Raw genomic sequence first — 14564 nt, 5'->3', positions numbered from 1 at the left:
CGGAGCCGCCGCCATCGCCGCCACCACCGTCACCGGAGCCGCCGCCATCGCCGCCACCACCGTCACCGGAGCCGCCGCCATCGCCGCCACCACCGTCACCGGAGCCGCCGCCATCGCCGCCACCGCCATCGCCACCAGAGCCACCGCCATCGCCACCAGAGCCACCGCCATCGCCACCAGAGCCGCCGCCATCGCCACCAGAGCCGCCGCCGTCGCCACCAGAGCCACCGCTGCCGCCAGAACCACCGCTGCCGCCGGAACCACCGCTGCCGCCGGAACCACCGCTGCCGCCGGAACCGCCGCTGCCGCCAGAACCACCGCTGCCGCCAGAACCACCGCTGCCGCCAGAACCACCGCTGCCGCCAGAACCACCGCTGCCGCCGGAACCACCGCTGCCGCCGGAACCGCCGCTACCGCCGGAACCGCCGCTGCCGCCGGAACCACCGCTGCCGCCGGAACCACCGCTGCCGCCGGAACCACCGCTGCCGCCGGAACCACCGCTGCCGCCGGAACCACCGCTGCCGCCGGAACCACCGCTGCCGCCGGAACCGCCGCTGCCGCCGGAACCACCGCTGCCGCCGGAACCACCGCTGCCGCCAGAACCGCCGCTGCCGCCGCCAGTTGGAGTTACACCACCGCTGCCACCGGAGCCTCCACCCGAGCCGCTGCCGCCAGAGCCGCTGCCACCCGAACCACTGCCGCCAGTTCCACCACCGGTGCCGCTACCAACAACATCTTCATCATCTTCGTTCGCACGGCCGTCACCAGACCGCTGATCGGTCGCTGAAACTGTTGCTGTTGGAAAGTCGGTGAGCACCGCTGCAAAGCCCGGGCAGGTTTTCAAGGTGCGGGCAAGAATGTCCTCGAAGTCAGCGCGCCGCTGAATGTAACGCAACATACGCGCGTCAACGACTGTACATGCGCAGAGCGATTCGGTTGAAACTGATTGCTTAGCTGTTCGAACCGTACATTTCTCGGCTGCTTGTGTTGCACCACCGGCCAGTAGGGGAAATGTCGCGGAAGCAAAAACGAAAGATAACAAACGCGGTTTGATGCGCATAGCGCCTCTCCTTGAAACTCTTTACTTACTCCGTTGCCTTATGCACCGTTAAACCATCGGTGTTTATGAACAACGTCACACTTTGGACATAAATACACCTTTGTCCGGCCGGATTTACAAGGGCGTACTTGAGGGATTCCGTTAAAGTTGACTCACCTATAAGTAGATTATTCATAGAAATCAGAAAGAAGACCTGACGTAGCGGCAGGCCTTCGGTTTCTGATCATTTTCAGAATGGATGAAAAAATGTCACAGGTGTGCCATTGTTTCCAAACTGTCCGGCATGAAATTGCCTTAAATCAGGCTGATTTAGCCATGCGCTTGCGTTCGTGGGGGTCAAGAAACCGCTTTCGCAGACGAATGGCATTGGGTGTAACCTCAACCAGCTCATCGTCATCGATGTAGGCGATTGCTTCCTCCAGCGAGAACTGGACATGCGGAGTGAGTCTTACTGCGTCGTCAGATCCGCTTGCGCGTACGTTCGTCAGTTTCTTGCCCTTCAGGGGGTTCACTTCCAGATCGTTGTCACGCGAATGCTCGCCAATGACCATGCCCTGATAGACATCTGTCTGCGGGCCAACAAACATGCGACCACGCTCTTCGAGGTTCCAGAGGGCGTAGGCGACAGCCTGACCATTTTCCATCGAGATCAGAACCCCTGCACGACGGCCCGGGATAGGGCCCTTGTGTGCCGCCCAACCATGGAAGACGCGGTTCAGAACGCCGGTGCCGCGGGTGTCGGTCAGGAACTCACCGTGATAGCCGATCAGGCCGCGTGAAGGCACATGCGCGATGATGCGGGTTTTGCCGGCGCCAGCGGGGCGCATCTCGACCAGTTCACCTTTGCGGGCGCCGGTGATCTTTTCAATAACCGCACCCGAGTATTCGTCGTCCACATCAATTGTGACTTCTTCGATGGGCTCCAGACGCTGTCCGTCTTCCTCGCGAAACAGAACCTGCGGACGCGAAATGCTGAGCTCAAAGCCCTCACGGCGCATGTTCTCGATCAGAACACCCATCTGCAATTCACCACGGCCAGCGACTTCGAAGGCTTCGCCGCCCGGAGTGTCGGTGATGCGGATCGCGACGTTCGATTCAGCTTCTTTCATTAGGCGGTCACGGATGACGCGCGACTGAACCTTTTTACCGTCACGACCGGCCAAAGGAGAATCGTTGATACCGAAGGTCACGGTGATGGTCGGCGGATCGATTGGCTGGGCGGGCAGGGCTTCTTCGACCTGCGGCGAGACCAACGAGTCGGCTACGGTTGCCTTGCTCATGCCTGCGATGGTGACGATGTCACCCGCTTCGGCCACGTCAATGGGCTGTTGCGCCAGGCCGCGGAAGGCCAGGATCTTTGACGCGCGGAAATTCTCGATCAGCGTGCCGTCGCGGCTCAGCGCCTTGAGGCTGTCACCGGCTTTCAGCGTACCACTTTCGACACGGCCGGTCAGGATGCGACCGATAAAAGGGTCGCTGCCCAGTGTGGTGGCCAGCATACGGAAGGGTTCGTCTTTCTTCTCGGCCTGTTTCGGGGCAGGAACGTGATCGACGACAAGATCGAACAGGGCGGTCAGGTCCTTGCGCGGTCCGTCCAGCTCCATATCTGCCCAGCCCGAACGGCCCGAGGCGTACATGGCAGGGAAGTCCAACTGGTCATCGTCGGCCCCCAAGTTCGCAAACAGGTCGAAACATTCGTCCAGCGCGCGGTCAGGTTCGGCGTCAGGCTTGTCGACCTTGTTCAGTACCACGATGGGACGCAGGCCCAGCGCCAGTGCCTTGGAGGTTACGAACTTGGTTTGCGGCATCGGACCTTCGGCAGCATCCACCAGCAGTACAACACCATCGACCATGCTGAGAATGCGTTCTACTTCGCCGCCAAAGTCGGCGTGACCGGGCGTGTCGACGATGTTGATGCGCGTGCCTTTCCATTCGACCGAAGTCGCCTTGGCCAGAATGGTGATGCCGCGCTCACGCTCAAGATCGTTGCTGTCCATGGCGCGCTCGGCCACGGCCTGATTTTCCCGGAATGCACCGGATTGTTTAAGCAGCTCATCGACCAAAGTCGTCTTGCCGTGGTCAACGTGAGCGATGATTGCGATATTGCGCAGGTCCATGAGAGGTCAGCCTTTGAACGGGAAGTTGCCGCGCGCATAACGCGACGCGAACAAATATACCAGCCCTAACCGGCGGTCAGTGACCTGCTGTCTTCGAAAACAGGTGAATAACCAGAATTCCGGCCATGATCATTGTCAGGCCGAATACGGCTGGCCAATCCAGCCTTTGTCCAAAAACGATAAATCCAATCAATGCGATGAGGAAAATTCCCAGACCTGACCAGATCGCATAGACGATGCCAACCGGCATGACCTTGAGTGTGAGAGCCATCAGGTAAAAAGCGCATCCATAGCCAAATACAACAAGGACAGATGGCCAGAAGCGGGTAAATTGCTGGCTTGCCTGAAGGGCTGTTGTTCCAATGGTTTCAGCAACAACAGCCAGCAATAGGATCAGATAAGCTTTTGGCACCGGGCAGAACCTTCTCGCTGATTTTCGCGCAAGCTTGAGCACGAAAACGAAATGTTGAGCAAGCGGATTCGTTTGCCGGTTGATCGCTTTCTGTCACCACATACCTGAAGGTGTCTTCCGTAGGTCAGGTAATCCCGACTATGTGGGCTGGGGGAGTTATGTTACTATTTAAATGTTTTTGATTTTAAGTTTAACGAGTGTTTGTCATGACGAAATTTGCTAAATACGTCATTTTTGCTTCGGCTCTTATTGTGGCGCTTGGGTGGCTTGCTGGCGGGGGGTCCGTCGAAATTGATGCAGCCCAGATGGTTGAACGGTTTGATGATACAGCGGTTTAGGCGTCTGCCGGGTAAAGGATAAAGAGGCTTTCGGGCCTCTTTTTCTATTCTGAAACTAACTGGCAGCGGTTTTTGAGTTTGAGAAAAAATCCTCAAGCTGCGGCCTGAGCCACGCCCAAAGTTTTGGTGAGCCCCGGTGTACAGATGTTCCAACCCGGCTCTCAATCTGTGCCAAGGTTACATCGTAATCGATCCACGATCCGCCGCCCGTTTCCAGATTGGCAATCGGTGTTTGAATTCGGTCAACTGCTTTGGCGAACCGGGCATCAGGCGTCTCTGCGGCCTCAAATTCATGCCACAAGGCTAGAAACTCTTCATATTGATCCGCAGGAAGCATGCCAAACAATCGCGATGCAGCAGCTTCTTCTTTGGCGGCCTGGGCTGCGTGATCAACCTGCCCGTGGATCGGATGGTCGCCTGCATCGATTTCTACAATGTCATGCAGCAGTAGCATTTTGAGGACCCGGTCAGTTTTAACCGTGGGTTCTGCGTATTCCGCCAAAACCCATGCATGCAGCATGATGTGCCATGAATGCTCGGCCGAGTTTTCAAAGCGGTCACCGGACAGCAAACGTGAAGCGCGCTGTACAGACTTTAGCTGATCGGCTTCTGTGAGAAACGGAAGCCGTTGAGTAAACAGATTAGTATCTGTCGGCGTATCCCCGGAATACATCTGCCGGGCGTGCCCATAGGCATATGGAAAAGCGTATTCGAGATAGGCGGCGCGTCCACCATCCAGATTGCTCTGCACAACGTCCAGATGATCAGGGCGCGGCTCACCGGCGCACAGTACTTGAAACAGTGGCTGGCAACGATCCAGAATTTTGGCAAAGCGGGCGTCTGATGTTTTGTCTTCCTCAAACTCGCGCCAGAGGTTTAGAAACGCAATCGCTTGATCCTCGGGGAGAATGCCAAACAACTCTTCTGCGGCTTTGTTTTCAGCCAGTGCAACGGCCTGCCAATCAGTTTTCAGATGGATTGGGTGATCACCCACCAGGATCTCGACCAGATCATGAAGCAGCAGCATCTGAATGACCCGGTTGATACTGACATCTTTCTCCGCAAGCGGCTCCATGACCAGCGCCCAAAGGGTCAGGTGCCAACTGTGTTCGGCAGAGTTCTCGGGTCGGGATTGATCGAGCAGGACATTCGCCCGCTCGACCGATTTCAGTTTGTCTGCCTGTTTCAGGAAAGCGATCTGTGCAGGCAAACGGTCATTCATTGTTTTTCTATGGCCTTCAGTTTTGAGCGATGGTCGGACAACCGCTTGATTACGAATTGTCTGGCCTTGCGTTCGGCCAGACGTACGCGAATCTCGGTCAGATACGCCTCTTCAAGAGACTGCGAGGACGCGCCCAGCAGTTCACCGACTTCGACGTAAAACCGGTCCTGTCCGGTTTCATCCATCACTTTCATCGTGTCCTCGGCCAGTTTCGAGGCCAGGGTTGTGATGGTGTCCGACATCAGCGTGTGTTCTCTGTCAGACGACGCTTCACATATTCCGTGGTGTGATCGATCAATGTGTCCATGTGACGATCTTGGAAGAAGTGGTCTGCGCCTTCGACTTCGGTATGCGTGATCGTGATACCTTTTTGCTCATGCAGCTTGCTGACCAGAGTGGTGGTATCGGCGGGCGGTGCCACGCGATCTGCTGATCCGTTGATGATCAGGCCGGATGACGGGCAGGGTGCCAGGAATGAAAAATCGTACATGTTCGCTGGCGGCGAGACGCTGATGAAACCGGTAATTTCAGGGCGACGCATCAGCAATTGCATTCCGATCCACGCTCCAAACGAGAAACCGGCAACCCAGCAATGCTTGGAGTTGTTGTTCATCGACTGCAGGTAATCGAGCGCCGAAGCGGCATCGCTCAGCTCTCCGACGCCTTGATCGTATTCACCCTGACTGCGGCCAACGCCGCGGAAGTTAAAGCGCAACACGGTAAAGCCCATGTTGTAGAACGCATAGTGCAGATTGTAGACCACCTTGTTGTTCATGGTCCCGCCAAACTGTGGATGCGGGTGAAGCACGATGGCGATCGGTGCGTCTTTTTCCTTTTGCGGGTGGTAGCGGCCTTCCAGACGGCCTTCGGGTCCGGGAAAAATCACCTCGGGCATGTGTGCTTTGGTCCTGTCTTTTTCTCTTATGGCCCCGGGATATACTTGACGATATCCGTCAGGCACCTTAGAACGGTTCTAATTACGATACATAGCGTGAAGACGCTGTCAGTGGGAGATACGCACTGGCTGCGGCGGCGTCAATGTTTTCGCGCGATACTTGCCACGAGGGAAGACAAATGAAGCTATCGACCAAGGGTCGTTATGCGATGGTCGCACTGGCCGATATCGCGCTACAGCCTTCAGATTCGCTGGTCACATTGGGTGAAATTTCCGAACGTCAGGATATTTCCCTGCCGTATCTCGAGCAGTTGTTCGTTAAGCTTCGCCGCGCCGAGTTGGTTGCTTCTGTGCGCGGACCGGGTGGCGGTTACAGGCTTGCGCGTCCGGCGTCCGAGATTCGCGTGGTCGAGATTCTGGCTGCCGTTGATGAGACCGTTGATGCAATGCACAAGGGGGCTGGTGCCTCAGGTGGATCATCGGGCAGCCGGGCGCAATCGCTGACCAATCGTTTGTGGGAGAGCCTCAGTGCTCATGTCTATGTTTTCCTGCATCAGACACGGTTGTCTGATGTGATCAAGAACGATCTTGCGCCATGTCCTGCGGTGCCCAACCTGTTTTCGGTCGTTGATGACTGATGAGTTTAGAGGTTGAGCATAAAGTCCGGACAGGTTTTTCGCAGGAAAAGATGCATCTATGAATCGCGTTTATCTGGATCATAACGCTACGACGCCGCTCAGACCCGAAGCGCGGTCCGCAATGATTGCTGCCATGGAAGTGTGTGGTAACCCGTCTTCTGTTCATGCCGAAGGTCGGGCAGCCAAGGCAGTGGTCGAAAAGGCCAGGGCACAGATTGCTTCAGCGTTTGGCGCGGATGGAGCCGACATTGTCTTTACATCCGGATCTACCGAGGGTGCCGCTTTGACAATGGCTGGGCGTAACCTGCATGGCTCGGCTGTTGAGCATGATGCTGTAAGGGCTTGGTCTGTCGAAGATCTTTCAGTTTCAAATCTTGGGTTGGTCGATATGCCTGACCCTGAGGATTCGACGCTTCAGCTTGCAAATTCAGAGACTGGAATCATCCAAAAGCTACCGCAAGGCGTCGCAGTGACGGATGCGACGCAGGCCTTTGGGAAACTGCCAGTGGCTTTCAACTGGCTGGGAGCGCAGATGGCATTGATTTCCGCCCATAAATTGGGTGGTCCCAAAGGGGTTGGCGCTGTCGTGATGAGGCGTGGAACCGACTTGGCCGCTCAGATCAAGGGCGGTGGCCAGGAAATGGGGCGTCGTTCGGGTACGGAAAATGTCATTGGAATTGCAGGGTTCGGTGCTGCAGCTGAAGTGGCTGCCCGGGATTTGGCTGATGGCGTTTGGGAAAAGGTTGCAGAACTTAGAAATATTCTAGAAAAGGCCCTTGAGGCCGGTTCTAAAGCTACTATTTTTGTCGGGAAAGGTCAGGATCGCCTCCCGAACACTTTGTGTTTTACGACTCCCGGGTGGAAGGGTGAAACACAAGTGATGCAGATGGATTTGTCCGGATTTGCGATCAGTGCAGGTTCAGCATGTTCCAGCGGCAAGGTCCGGGCCAGCGCGGTACTGACCGCGATGGGATATGATGAGGTGACAGCAGCCAGCGCGATCCGCGTTTCGCTGGGCTCTCAGACGACCGAAGAAGATGTGCTGCGTTTCGCGGAAACGTGGCTTGAGAAAGAGAAAAAGCATCGCGCGCGCGCCGCGTGATCTGACGGAGGGTGAGTCATGGCCGCTTTGGACCAGACCCAGGTAAAAGAAGGTGTCGATCAGGAAACCGTTGATGCGGTGCGCGAGGTCGGAACCTATAAATACGGATGGGATACCGATATCGAGATGGAGTATGCGCCAAAGGGCGTAAACCCCGATATCGTTCGCCTGATCTCAGAAAAAAACGACGAACCCGAGTGGATGACCGAGTGGCGCCTTGCAGCGTTCGAACGATGGACCCAGAAGGAAGAACCGAACTGGGCCATGGTTCACTATCCGAAGATCGATTTTCAGGACCAGTATTACTATGCCCGTCCAAAATCGATGGAGGAGAAACCGAAATCTTTGGATGAAGTCGATCCCAAGCTACTGGCGACTTACGAAAAGCTTGGTATCCCGCTGAAAGAACAGATGATTCTGGCTGGTGTGGAAGGTGCAGAGGATGCACCCGCAGAGGGCCGCAAGGTTGCTGTGGACGCAGTATTTGACTCTGTGTCGGTCGGTACGACTTTCCAGGATGAGCTGAAGAAGCATGGCGTAATTTTCTGCTCGATCTCGGAAGCGATCCGTGAGCATCCGGAACTTGTTAAAAAGTATCTGGGATCTGTGGTTCCTGTTTCTGACAACTTCTATGCAACCCTGAACTCTGCTGTGTTCTCGGATGGATCATTTGTCTACGTACCGCCGGGCGTGCGCTGCCCGATGGAACTGAGCACCTATTTCCGTATCAACGCGGAAAACACAGGTCAGTTCGAACGCACTTTGATCATCGCCGACAAGGGGTCTTACGTTTCGTATCTCGAAGGTTGTACGGCACCACAGCGGGATACAGCACAGCTGCACGCAGCTGTGGTTGAGATCATTATCGAGGAAGATGCCGAGGTTAAGTACTCGACGGTTCAGAACTGGTTCCCCGGGGATGAAAACGGCAAAGGCGGCATTTACAACTTTGTGACCAAGCGCGCCGATTGCCGGGGTGATCGATCCAAAGTGATGTGGACACAGGTCGAGACTGGTTCTGCGGTGACCTGGAAGTACCCGTCCTGCATATTGCGCGGCAATGAAAGCCAGGGTGAATTCTACTCGATCGCCATTACCAACAACTATCAGCAGGCTGATACCGGCACCAAGATGGTGCATTTGGGTAAGAACACCAAGTCGCGGATTGTCTCGAAAGGCATCAGTGCCGGTAAAGCGCAGAACACCTATCGCGGGCTGGTGTCGATGCACCCCAAAGCCAAGGACAGCCGCAACTATACCCAGTGTGACTCGCTGTTGATCGGCGACAAATGCGGTGCCCACACGGTGCCTTACATTGAAGTAAAGAATAACTCGAGCCGGGTGGAACACGAGGCCACAACCTCGAAAGTTGACGATGATCAACTGTTCTATTGCCGCCAGCGCGGTATGGACGAGGAAGAGGCCGTGGCACTGGTCGTCAACGGGTTCTGCAAAGACGTCCTTCAGGCATTGCCGATGGAGTTTGCGATGGAAGCCCAGCAACTGGTCGCCATCAGTCTTGAAGGATCTGTAGGCTAATTCGCTATGTTGGACACCCGGACCATAACTGGCTCTGCGCCGCGTTCGGCTGTCCACACGGTGGCTTGCGCAGTGCCGGGCGGAGTCGCGCCAGCATTGCAAAAGCAATTGTTGGCTCACCCTAAAATGGTGATTTGCCTGCCGTTCCAACGCTTGGTATCCAGACGCGGATATAGAGTTTGTGAATTTGGTAGACGCGTCGATGATAGAAGAACAAAAGTCAGCCTTCCAATCACGCGTCGAACGCATCAATGCCCGGGCGGAGGAAGCGTCAAAAGGCACATCTCGACGGTCCGGGGACACCATCTGGCATCGCCTTTCATATCCGATTTCATTCATCGGAGCGTTTCTGCTGGGGGTCGGAGCGGTCTTCCTTTCGCGCTATATCCAGTTTCAGATGATCGGCGTGCCGGGCGATCCAAAAGCCGGTTCTCAGGATCTGATCAGTATTGTTCTGGCCATGGCCGCGATCTTTCTGATTTCGTTCCTGTTGAACGGCAGGCAGAAAGAATTCGCACGGACAAGTGCATTGGCGATGATGGCAACCACGTTCACGTTCCACAATGCCGTCTGGGCCTACCCAGACTCGTTCGAGCAGGTGTATGGGCCAGACTGGGTGGAAATGGTGAAAAAGCAAACCGAACCATCAAGTATCCGACTGTTCAGTATAGTGATCGCCTTCGACTGATCGAGAATAGCTCAGAGCCGATCACTGACACTTATCTGCAGATGCCAGCCGATGGCGCTGTAACTGACAAGATTCGTTCAAACCAATGGTTTCTGCTGCGGCCGTCACATCTCGGTCAGAGATGTGACGGCCCGGGCCTGCAGAAATCAATCAGATAAAGCCGCCAAATCAGACGGCATCGAAGTATGTGAGGAAAAAATGCTGGAAATCAAAAACCTGCACGTGAAACTTGAGGAAGAAGACAAGCAAATCCTCAAAGGCGTCGACCTGACTGTCGAAGCTGGCAAAGTGCACGCGATCATGGGGCCGAACGGTTCAGGTAAGTCGACGCTTAGCTACGTGCTGTCCGGGCGTGACGGCTATGAAGTCACTGAAGGTTCAGCGACTCTGGACGGGGAAGACCTGCTGGAGATGGAACCGGAAGAGCGCGCGGCAGCGGGTGTTTTCCTTGCTTTCCAATACCCGGTTGAAATTCCCGGCGTTGGCAACATGACCTTCCTGCGCACAGCCGTAAATGCCCAGCGCAAGGCGCGTGGAGAAGAAGAACTGTCTGCGACAGATTTCCTCAAGGAAGTTCGCGCAAAGGCCAAATCCTTGAAGATCGACGCTGACATGCTCAAGCGTCCGGTCAATGTTGGCTTTTCGGGCGGTGAAAAGAAACGCAACGAGATTCTTCAGATGGCGATGCTTGAGCCCAAGATGTGCATTCTGGACGAGACAGACTCGGGTCTGGATGTCGATGCGATGAAACTAGTGGCCGAAGGTGTAAATGCATTGCGTGACGAAGGCCGTGGCTTCCTCGTCATTACCCACTATCAGCGCCTGCTGGATCACATTAAACCGGACGTTGTGCACATCATGGCAGATGGTCGCATCGTCAAAACTGGTGGTCCTGATCTGGCGCTTGAGGTTGAAAACAACGGCTACGCCGACATCCTTGCTGAGGTGAACTGATGGCCTTGCCCGAAGTCAAACAAAACGCGACTGAGGCTCGGCTGGCATCGCTGAGCCTGCCCGAAGCCGGTTGCACGCGCGCTGCCCGCGAAGCAGCGCTTGCACGTGTTCGTGAAATGGGCTTGCCGAGCCGCAGGGACGAGTACTGGAAGTACACACATCCCGATACTCTGGTGTCCCTAGAAGCTACTCCGGCTGCCTTGTTCAAATCCGACGAACCCATGATGTTCGATGGATTTGACCGGTTGAAGATCGTTTTCATCGATGGTGTGTTCAATGCCGAGGCCTCAGATGATTTGTCGCTGGAAGGCGTGAGCATCGATCGTCTTGAGGATATTTGCTGCAAGGACATCCATTGGGCTAAAGAGCTTTACGGAGTACTGGAAGCTCGTGGTCAATCACCGGTCGAGCGCCCGCTGGCAGCGCTGAATACTGCTTTTGCCACCGATGGTGTTGCGATCCATGTGACAGGTAAACCGTCGAAGCCGATCAGCCTGATATACCGTCATGCATCGGAAACATCGGATGCGATCCTGCACCATATCGTCCGCGTGGAAAGTGGTGCCGAAGTTACGATCCTCGAAAATGGTCCAGCTGCATCTCGTTTCAACAAGTGCATGGAAATTGATATTGCTGACGGTGGTGCATTGCATCATGTGCGAGCGCAGGGCCGCGATCATCAGCGCCGTGCTGCAACACATATGTTTACACGACTGGGTAAAGAGTCGGTCTATAAATCATTTACACTTACCGTGAATGGTGTGCTGACACGCAACGAACAAGTGGTCGAGCTGACGGGCGACGATGCGATCGCCCATGTTGCAGGCGCTTGCGTCGGAGATGGCGACTTTCATCACGACGATACGGTTTTCATCACCCATGATGCGGTGAACTGCGAAAGCCGGCAGGTGTTCAAGAAGGTTCTGCGCAACGGTGCCACCGGTGTGTTTCAGGGCAAGATCCTTGTGAAAGAAGGTGCCCAGAAAACAGATGGTTATCAGATCAGCCAGTCGCTGCTTCTGGATGATGACAGTCAGTTCCTGGCCAAGCCTGAACTCGAGATCTACGCCGATGATGTTGCCTGCTCACACGGTTCCACCTCGGGCGCGATCGACGAGACAGCATTGTTCTATCTGCGCTCGCGCGGTGTTCCCGTGAAAGACGCCACAAATATGCTGACGCTGGCGTTTTTGGCAGAAGCCGTGGATGAGATCGAAGATCAGTCTTTGGCCGAAGACATCGTGACGCGCCTGGAAGGCTGGCTGGCGCGGCGCGGCTAATGCCTGTTACCACAGATATCGTGGCCACATATCGGGGGCCGGGCCGTGTGGTGCGGCGCCTGTTGGATATGGGGCCACGCGAAGATCGAGCGCTGGCGTTTGTGATGGCGTTCTGCGTGGTTGGCTTTATCGCTCAGTTGCCCGGTCTGGCCCGGCGCGCCCATCTTGAGAACCTTGAACTCAACATGCTCTTGGGTGGGGCGCTACTGGGATCGGTCTTCATCCTGCCGTTGATGTTCTATTTTCTGGCTTGGATTTCGTATCTCGGGGCGAAGCTTGTAGGAGGCAAAAGCACATCCTATGGCGCCCGGCTTGCTTTGTTCTGGGCGCTCTTGGCCTCAGCGCCCTTAGTTCTGCTGAATGGCCTGATCGCCGGATTTATCGGACCGGGACCGGCACAAACGGCTGCGGGTCTTTTGTGGGTTGTGGTTTTTGTGTGGTTCTGGTTCTCCGGTTTCAGACAAGCACAAGGGCCTGCCGCATGAATGTCGCCGTATTGGGTAATCTGGCTTTGCTGACAGTCAAAGACCCCGCCGAAGCTGCGCGGAGGTTGTTGACTCTGAATATGAACCGCGAGGCGCTCTGGGTGGCTTTGGCGCTTGCCGTTGTTCTGAACACCTTGCTTCAGGTTCTGTCAAACGTCCTATACCCCGTAAGCGACCCTGATATGCAGGATCTGGCCGGATCAATCACCCTGTATATCGCCGTGGTTGGCGGAGGGCTGGTCGTCAGCATCGCCGCATTCTATCAGGTTGGCCAAAAGATGGGCGGCAAAGGGTCTTTCAATGACATCATGATACTGATGGTCTGGCTTCAGTTTCTGCGTGTCGCCGTTCAGGCCTTCAGTCTGTTGTTGCTGATCAGCCTTCCCGGGCTGTTGGACATTCTGGCTTTTGCAGCTTTCTTGCTGGGCCTTTACATCACGGTCCACTTCATCGATCAGGCCCATCGCTTTGGATCTCCGCTCAAGGCGCTTGGTGTTCTCGTTCTTTCGGCGTTGGCTATCGCCGTTGTTATCACTATCCTGTTGTCCCTCGTTGGGGGACCAATGCTGGGAATCCCCGCCCATGTATGACGTTCAGAAGATCCGATCCGATTTTCCCATCCTGTCACGAGAGGTTAACGGCAAGCCGTTGACTTATCTCGACAACGGCGCATCAGCGCAAAAGCCACAAGTGGTGATTGATGCGGTGACGAATGCTTATGCACATGAGTACTCGAACGTTCATCGAGGGCTTCACTATCTGTCCAACCTCGCTACTGAGAAGTATGAATCCGTGCGCGGAACCGTTGCGCGTTTTCTGGGTGTCTCCAACGAGGATGAGATTGTCCTGAATTCGGGTACAACTGAAGGTATCAATCTGGTTGCCTATGGTTGGGCCATGCCCCGCATGGAAGCGGGGGACGAGATTGTACTCAGCGTGATGGAGCATCACGCAAACATCGTCCCGTGGCACTTTCTTAGGGAACGGCAGGGCATTGTATTGAAGTGGGTCGATGTTGACGCCGATGGCAGCCTGGATCCGCAAGCAGTGATTGATGCGATCGGGCCGAAAACCAAACTGGTTGCGGTCACCCATTGTTCGAATGTCCTGGGCACTGTTGTGGACGTCAAAGCTATCACGCAGGGCGCGCATGACAAAGGTGTGCCGGTTCTGGTGGATGGTAGCCAGGGCGCGGTGCATATGCCGGTCAACGTTCAGGATATTGGCTGCGATTTCTATGCGATCACCGGACACAAGCTTTACGGTCCGTCCGGGTCTGGTGCGATCTACATCAAATCCGAGCGTATGGCCGAGATGCGCCCCTTCATTGGCGGCGGGGACATGATCAAGGAGGTGTCCAAAGACCAGGTCATCTACAACGACCCGCCAATGAAGTTCGAAGCTGGTACGCCGGGCATCGTGCAAACCATCGGGATGGGTGTCGCGCTTGATTACATGATGGAGCTCGGGATGGATGACATCGCCGCGCACGAATCTTCACTTCGTGATTACGCGATGCAGCGCCTCACCGGGCTGAACTGGCTACAGGTTCAGGGAACGACGTCGAACAAAGCTGCAATCTTCAGCTTCACTTTGGACGGGGCAGGGCATGCGCATGACGTTTCTACGATTCTCGACAAAAAAGGCGTAGCGGTTCGTGCTGGTCACCATTGCGCCGGGCCACTGATGGATCATCTGGGAGTGACGGCCACCTGCCGCGCCAGCTTTGGTCTGTACAACACAACAGATGAGGTCGATACGCTGATCGACGCACTGGAGCTTGCCCATGATCTGTTCGCCTGATGTTGCCAAAAGCTTGGCATCAGGAGCAGAT

16 protein-coding genes are annotated in these 14564 nt (G+C 55.6%); 10 read left to right on the top strand and 6 right to left on the bottom strand.

What is annotated here, in order from left to right:
- The 3 genes from ACR0IO_RS08710 to ACR0IO_RS08700 all read right to left on the bottom strand — a co-directional run.
- On the bottom strand, window positions 1-1060 hold a 1060-nt coding region (locus ACR0IO_RS08710; RefSeq protein WP_480740828.1), incomplete at its 3' end, for a hypothetical protein.
- Window positions 1061-1359: 299 nt separating this feature from the next.
- Window positions 1360-3177: a translational GTPase TypA gene (gene typA / locus ACR0IO_RS08705; RefSeq protein ID WP_155143127.1), complete on the bottom strand. Its 1818-nt coding sequence runs from the start codon at window positions 3175-3177 to the stop codon at window positions 1360-1362.
- 76 nt (window positions 3178-3253) lie between these two features.
- Complete coding sequence (locus ACR0IO_RS08700; RefSeq protein ID WP_170330336.1) at window positions 3254-3589, bottom strand: DMT family transporter; 336 nt, start codon at window positions 3587-3589, stop codon at window positions 3254-3256.
- A 206-nt stretch (window positions 3590-3795) separates the two neighbouring features.
- Here ACR0IO_RS08700 and ACR0IO_RS08695 point away from each other — a divergent pair, with 206 nt between their 5' ends.
- Window positions 3796-3927, top strand: coding sequence for a hypothetical protein (locus tag ACR0IO_RS08695; protein WP_256372778.1), 132 nt, complete (start codon window positions 3796-3798; stop codon window positions 3925-3927).
- 55 nt (window positions 3928-3982) lie between these two features.
- Here the strand turns inward: ACR0IO_RS08695 and ACR0IO_RS08690 are convergent, their stop codons facing one another.
- The 3 genes from ACR0IO_RS08690 to ACR0IO_RS08680 are packed head-to-tail and all read right to left on the bottom strand — an operon-like array spanning window position 3983 to window position 6044.
- On the bottom strand, window positions 3983-5149 hold the full coding sequence (locus ACR0IO_RS08690; protein ID WP_480740825.1) for an HD domain-containing protein: 1167 nt from the start codon (window positions 5147-5149) through the stop codon (window positions 3983-3985).
- Window positions 5146-5391 (bottom strand): hypothetical protein, encoded by a 246-nt coding sequence (locus tag ACR0IO_RS08685; RefSeq protein WP_155143130.1) that lies wholly within the window; start codon window positions 5389-5391, stop codon window positions 5146-5148. Before ACR0IO_RS08685 ends, ACR0IO_RS08690 begins: the two co-directional genes overlap by 4 nt.
- Entirely contained in the window at window positions 5391-6044 is a 654-nt protein-coding gene (locus ACR0IO_RS08680) for an alpha/beta hydrolase (RefSeq protein WP_155143131.1), read from the bottom strand. Before ACR0IO_RS08680 ends, ACR0IO_RS08685 begins: the two co-directional genes overlap by 1 nt.
- 179 nt (window positions 6045-6223) lie before the next feature.
- Between ACR0IO_RS08680 and iscR the strand changes: the two genes are divergently transcribed.
- From iscR to ACR0IO_RS08635, 9 genes are all read left to right on the top strand, one after another.
- Window positions 6224-6682, top strand: a complete 459-nt coding sequence (gene iscR / locus ACR0IO_RS08675) for a Fe-S cluster assembly transcriptional regulator IscR (RefSeq protein ID WP_170330340.1) — start codon at window positions 6224-6226, stop codon at window positions 6680-6682.
- Between the two features lie 58 nt (window positions 6683-6740).
- Window positions 6741-7784, top strand: coding sequence for a cysteine desulfurase family protein (locus tag ACR0IO_RS08670; protein ID WP_480740821.1), 1044 nt, complete (start codon window positions 6741-6743; stop codon window positions 7782-7784).
- Between the two features lie 18 nt (window positions 7785-7802).
- Window positions 7803-9323: a Fe-S cluster assembly protein SufB gene (sufB, locus tag ACR0IO_RS08665; protein WP_155143134.1), complete on the top strand. Its 1521-nt coding sequence runs from the start codon at window positions 7803-7805 to the stop codon at window positions 9321-9323.
- Window positions 9324-9525: 202 nt separating this feature from the next.
- Complete coding sequence (locus ACR0IO_RS08660; protein ID WP_480740818.1) at window positions 9526-10011, top strand: hypothetical protein; 486 nt, start codon at window positions 9526-9528, stop codon at window positions 10009-10011.
- 198 nt (window positions 10012-10209) lie between these two features.
- Window positions 10210-10965, top strand: a complete 756-nt coding sequence (gene sufC, locus ACR0IO_RS08655) for a Fe-S cluster assembly ATPase SufC (RefSeq protein ID WP_480740817.1) — start codon at window positions 10210-10212, stop codon at window positions 10963-10965.
- Window positions 10965-12245, top strand: coding sequence for a Fe-S cluster assembly protein SufD (gene sufD / locus ACR0IO_RS08650; RefSeq protein ID WP_480740815.1), 1281 nt, complete (start codon window positions 10965-10967; stop codon window positions 12243-12245). The genes sufC and sufD overlap by 1 nt, the downstream gene beginning before the upstream one ends.
- On the top strand, window positions 12245-12730 hold the full coding sequence (locus ACR0IO_RS08645) for a YIP1 family protein (protein WP_170330352.1): 486 nt from the start codon (window positions 12245-12247) through the stop codon (window positions 12728-12730). The genes sufD and ACR0IO_RS08645 overlap by 1 nt, the downstream gene beginning before the upstream one ends.
- Window positions 12727-13320: a YIP1 family protein gene (locus ACR0IO_RS08640; protein WP_480740812.1), complete on the top strand. Its 594-nt coding sequence runs from the start codon at window positions 12727-12729 to the stop codon at window positions 13318-13320. Before ACR0IO_RS08645 ends, ACR0IO_RS08640 begins: the two co-directional genes overlap by 4 nt.
- Window positions 13313-14533, top strand: coding sequence for a cysteine desulfurase (locus ACR0IO_RS08635; RefSeq protein ID WP_480740808.1), 1221 nt, complete (start codon window positions 13313-13315; stop codon window positions 14531-14533). The genes ACR0IO_RS08640 and ACR0IO_RS08635 overlap by 8 nt, the downstream gene beginning before the upstream one ends.
- Window positions 14534-14564: the final 31 nt, after the last annotated feature.

The organism is Ruegeria sp. CE12 (genome assembly GCF_056537525.1).
This window is presented reverse-complemented; position numbering and strand designations above follow the sequence as displayed.

Coding starts and splice junctions, on each gene's coding strand:
- typA (WP_155143127.1), bottom strand. CDS start 3,177: ATGGACCTGCGCAATATCGCAATCATCGCTCACGTTGACCACGGCAAG.
- ACR0IO_RS08695 (WP_256372778.1), top strand. CDS start 3,796: ATGACGAAATTTGCTAAATACGTCATTTTTGCTTCGGCTCTTATTGTG.
- ACR0IO_RS08690 (WP_480740825.1), bottom strand. CDS start 5,149: ATGAATGACCGTTTGCCTGCACAGATCGCTTTCCTGAAACAGGCAGAC.
- ACR0IO_RS08685 (WP_155143130.1), bottom strand. CDS start 5,391: ATGTCGGACACCATCACAACCCTGGCCTCGAAACTGGCCGAGGACACG.
- ACR0IO_RS08680 (WP_155143131.1), bottom strand. CDS start 6,044: ATGCCCGAGGTGATTTTTCCCGGACCCGAAGGCCGTCTGGAAGGCCGC.
- iscR (WP_170330340.1), top strand. CDS start 6,224: ATGAAGCTATCGACCAAGGGTCGTTATGCGATGGTCGCACTGGCCGAT.
- ACR0IO_RS08670 (WP_480740821.1), top strand. CDS start 6,741: ATGAATCGCGTTTATCTGGATCATAACGCTACGACGCCGCTCAGACCC.
- sufB (WP_155143134.1), top strand. CDS start 7,803: ATGGCCGCTTTGGACCAGACCCAGGTAAAAGAAGGTGTCGATCAGGAA.
- ACR0IO_RS08660 (WP_480740818.1), top strand. CDS start 9,526: ATGATAGAAGAACAAAAGTCAGCCTTCCAATCACGCGTCGAACGCATC.
- sufC (WP_480740817.1), top strand. CDS start 10,210: ATGCTGGAAATCAAAAACCTGCACGTGAAACTTGAGGAAGAAGACAAG.
- sufD (WP_480740815.1), top strand. CDS start 10,965: ATGGCCTTGCCCGAAGTCAAACAAAACGCGACTGAGGCTCGGCTGGCA.
- ACR0IO_RS08645 (WP_170330352.1), top strand. CDS start 12,245: ATGCCTGTTACCACAGATATCGTGGCCACATATCGGGGGCCGGGCCGT.
- ACR0IO_RS08640 (WP_480740812.1), top strand. CDS start 12,727: ATGAATGTCGCCGTATTGGGTAATCTGGCTTTGCTGACAGTCAAAGAC.
- ACR0IO_RS08635 (WP_480740808.1), top strand. CDS start 13,313: ATGTATGACGTTCAGAAGATCCGATCCGATTTTCCCATCCTGTCACGA.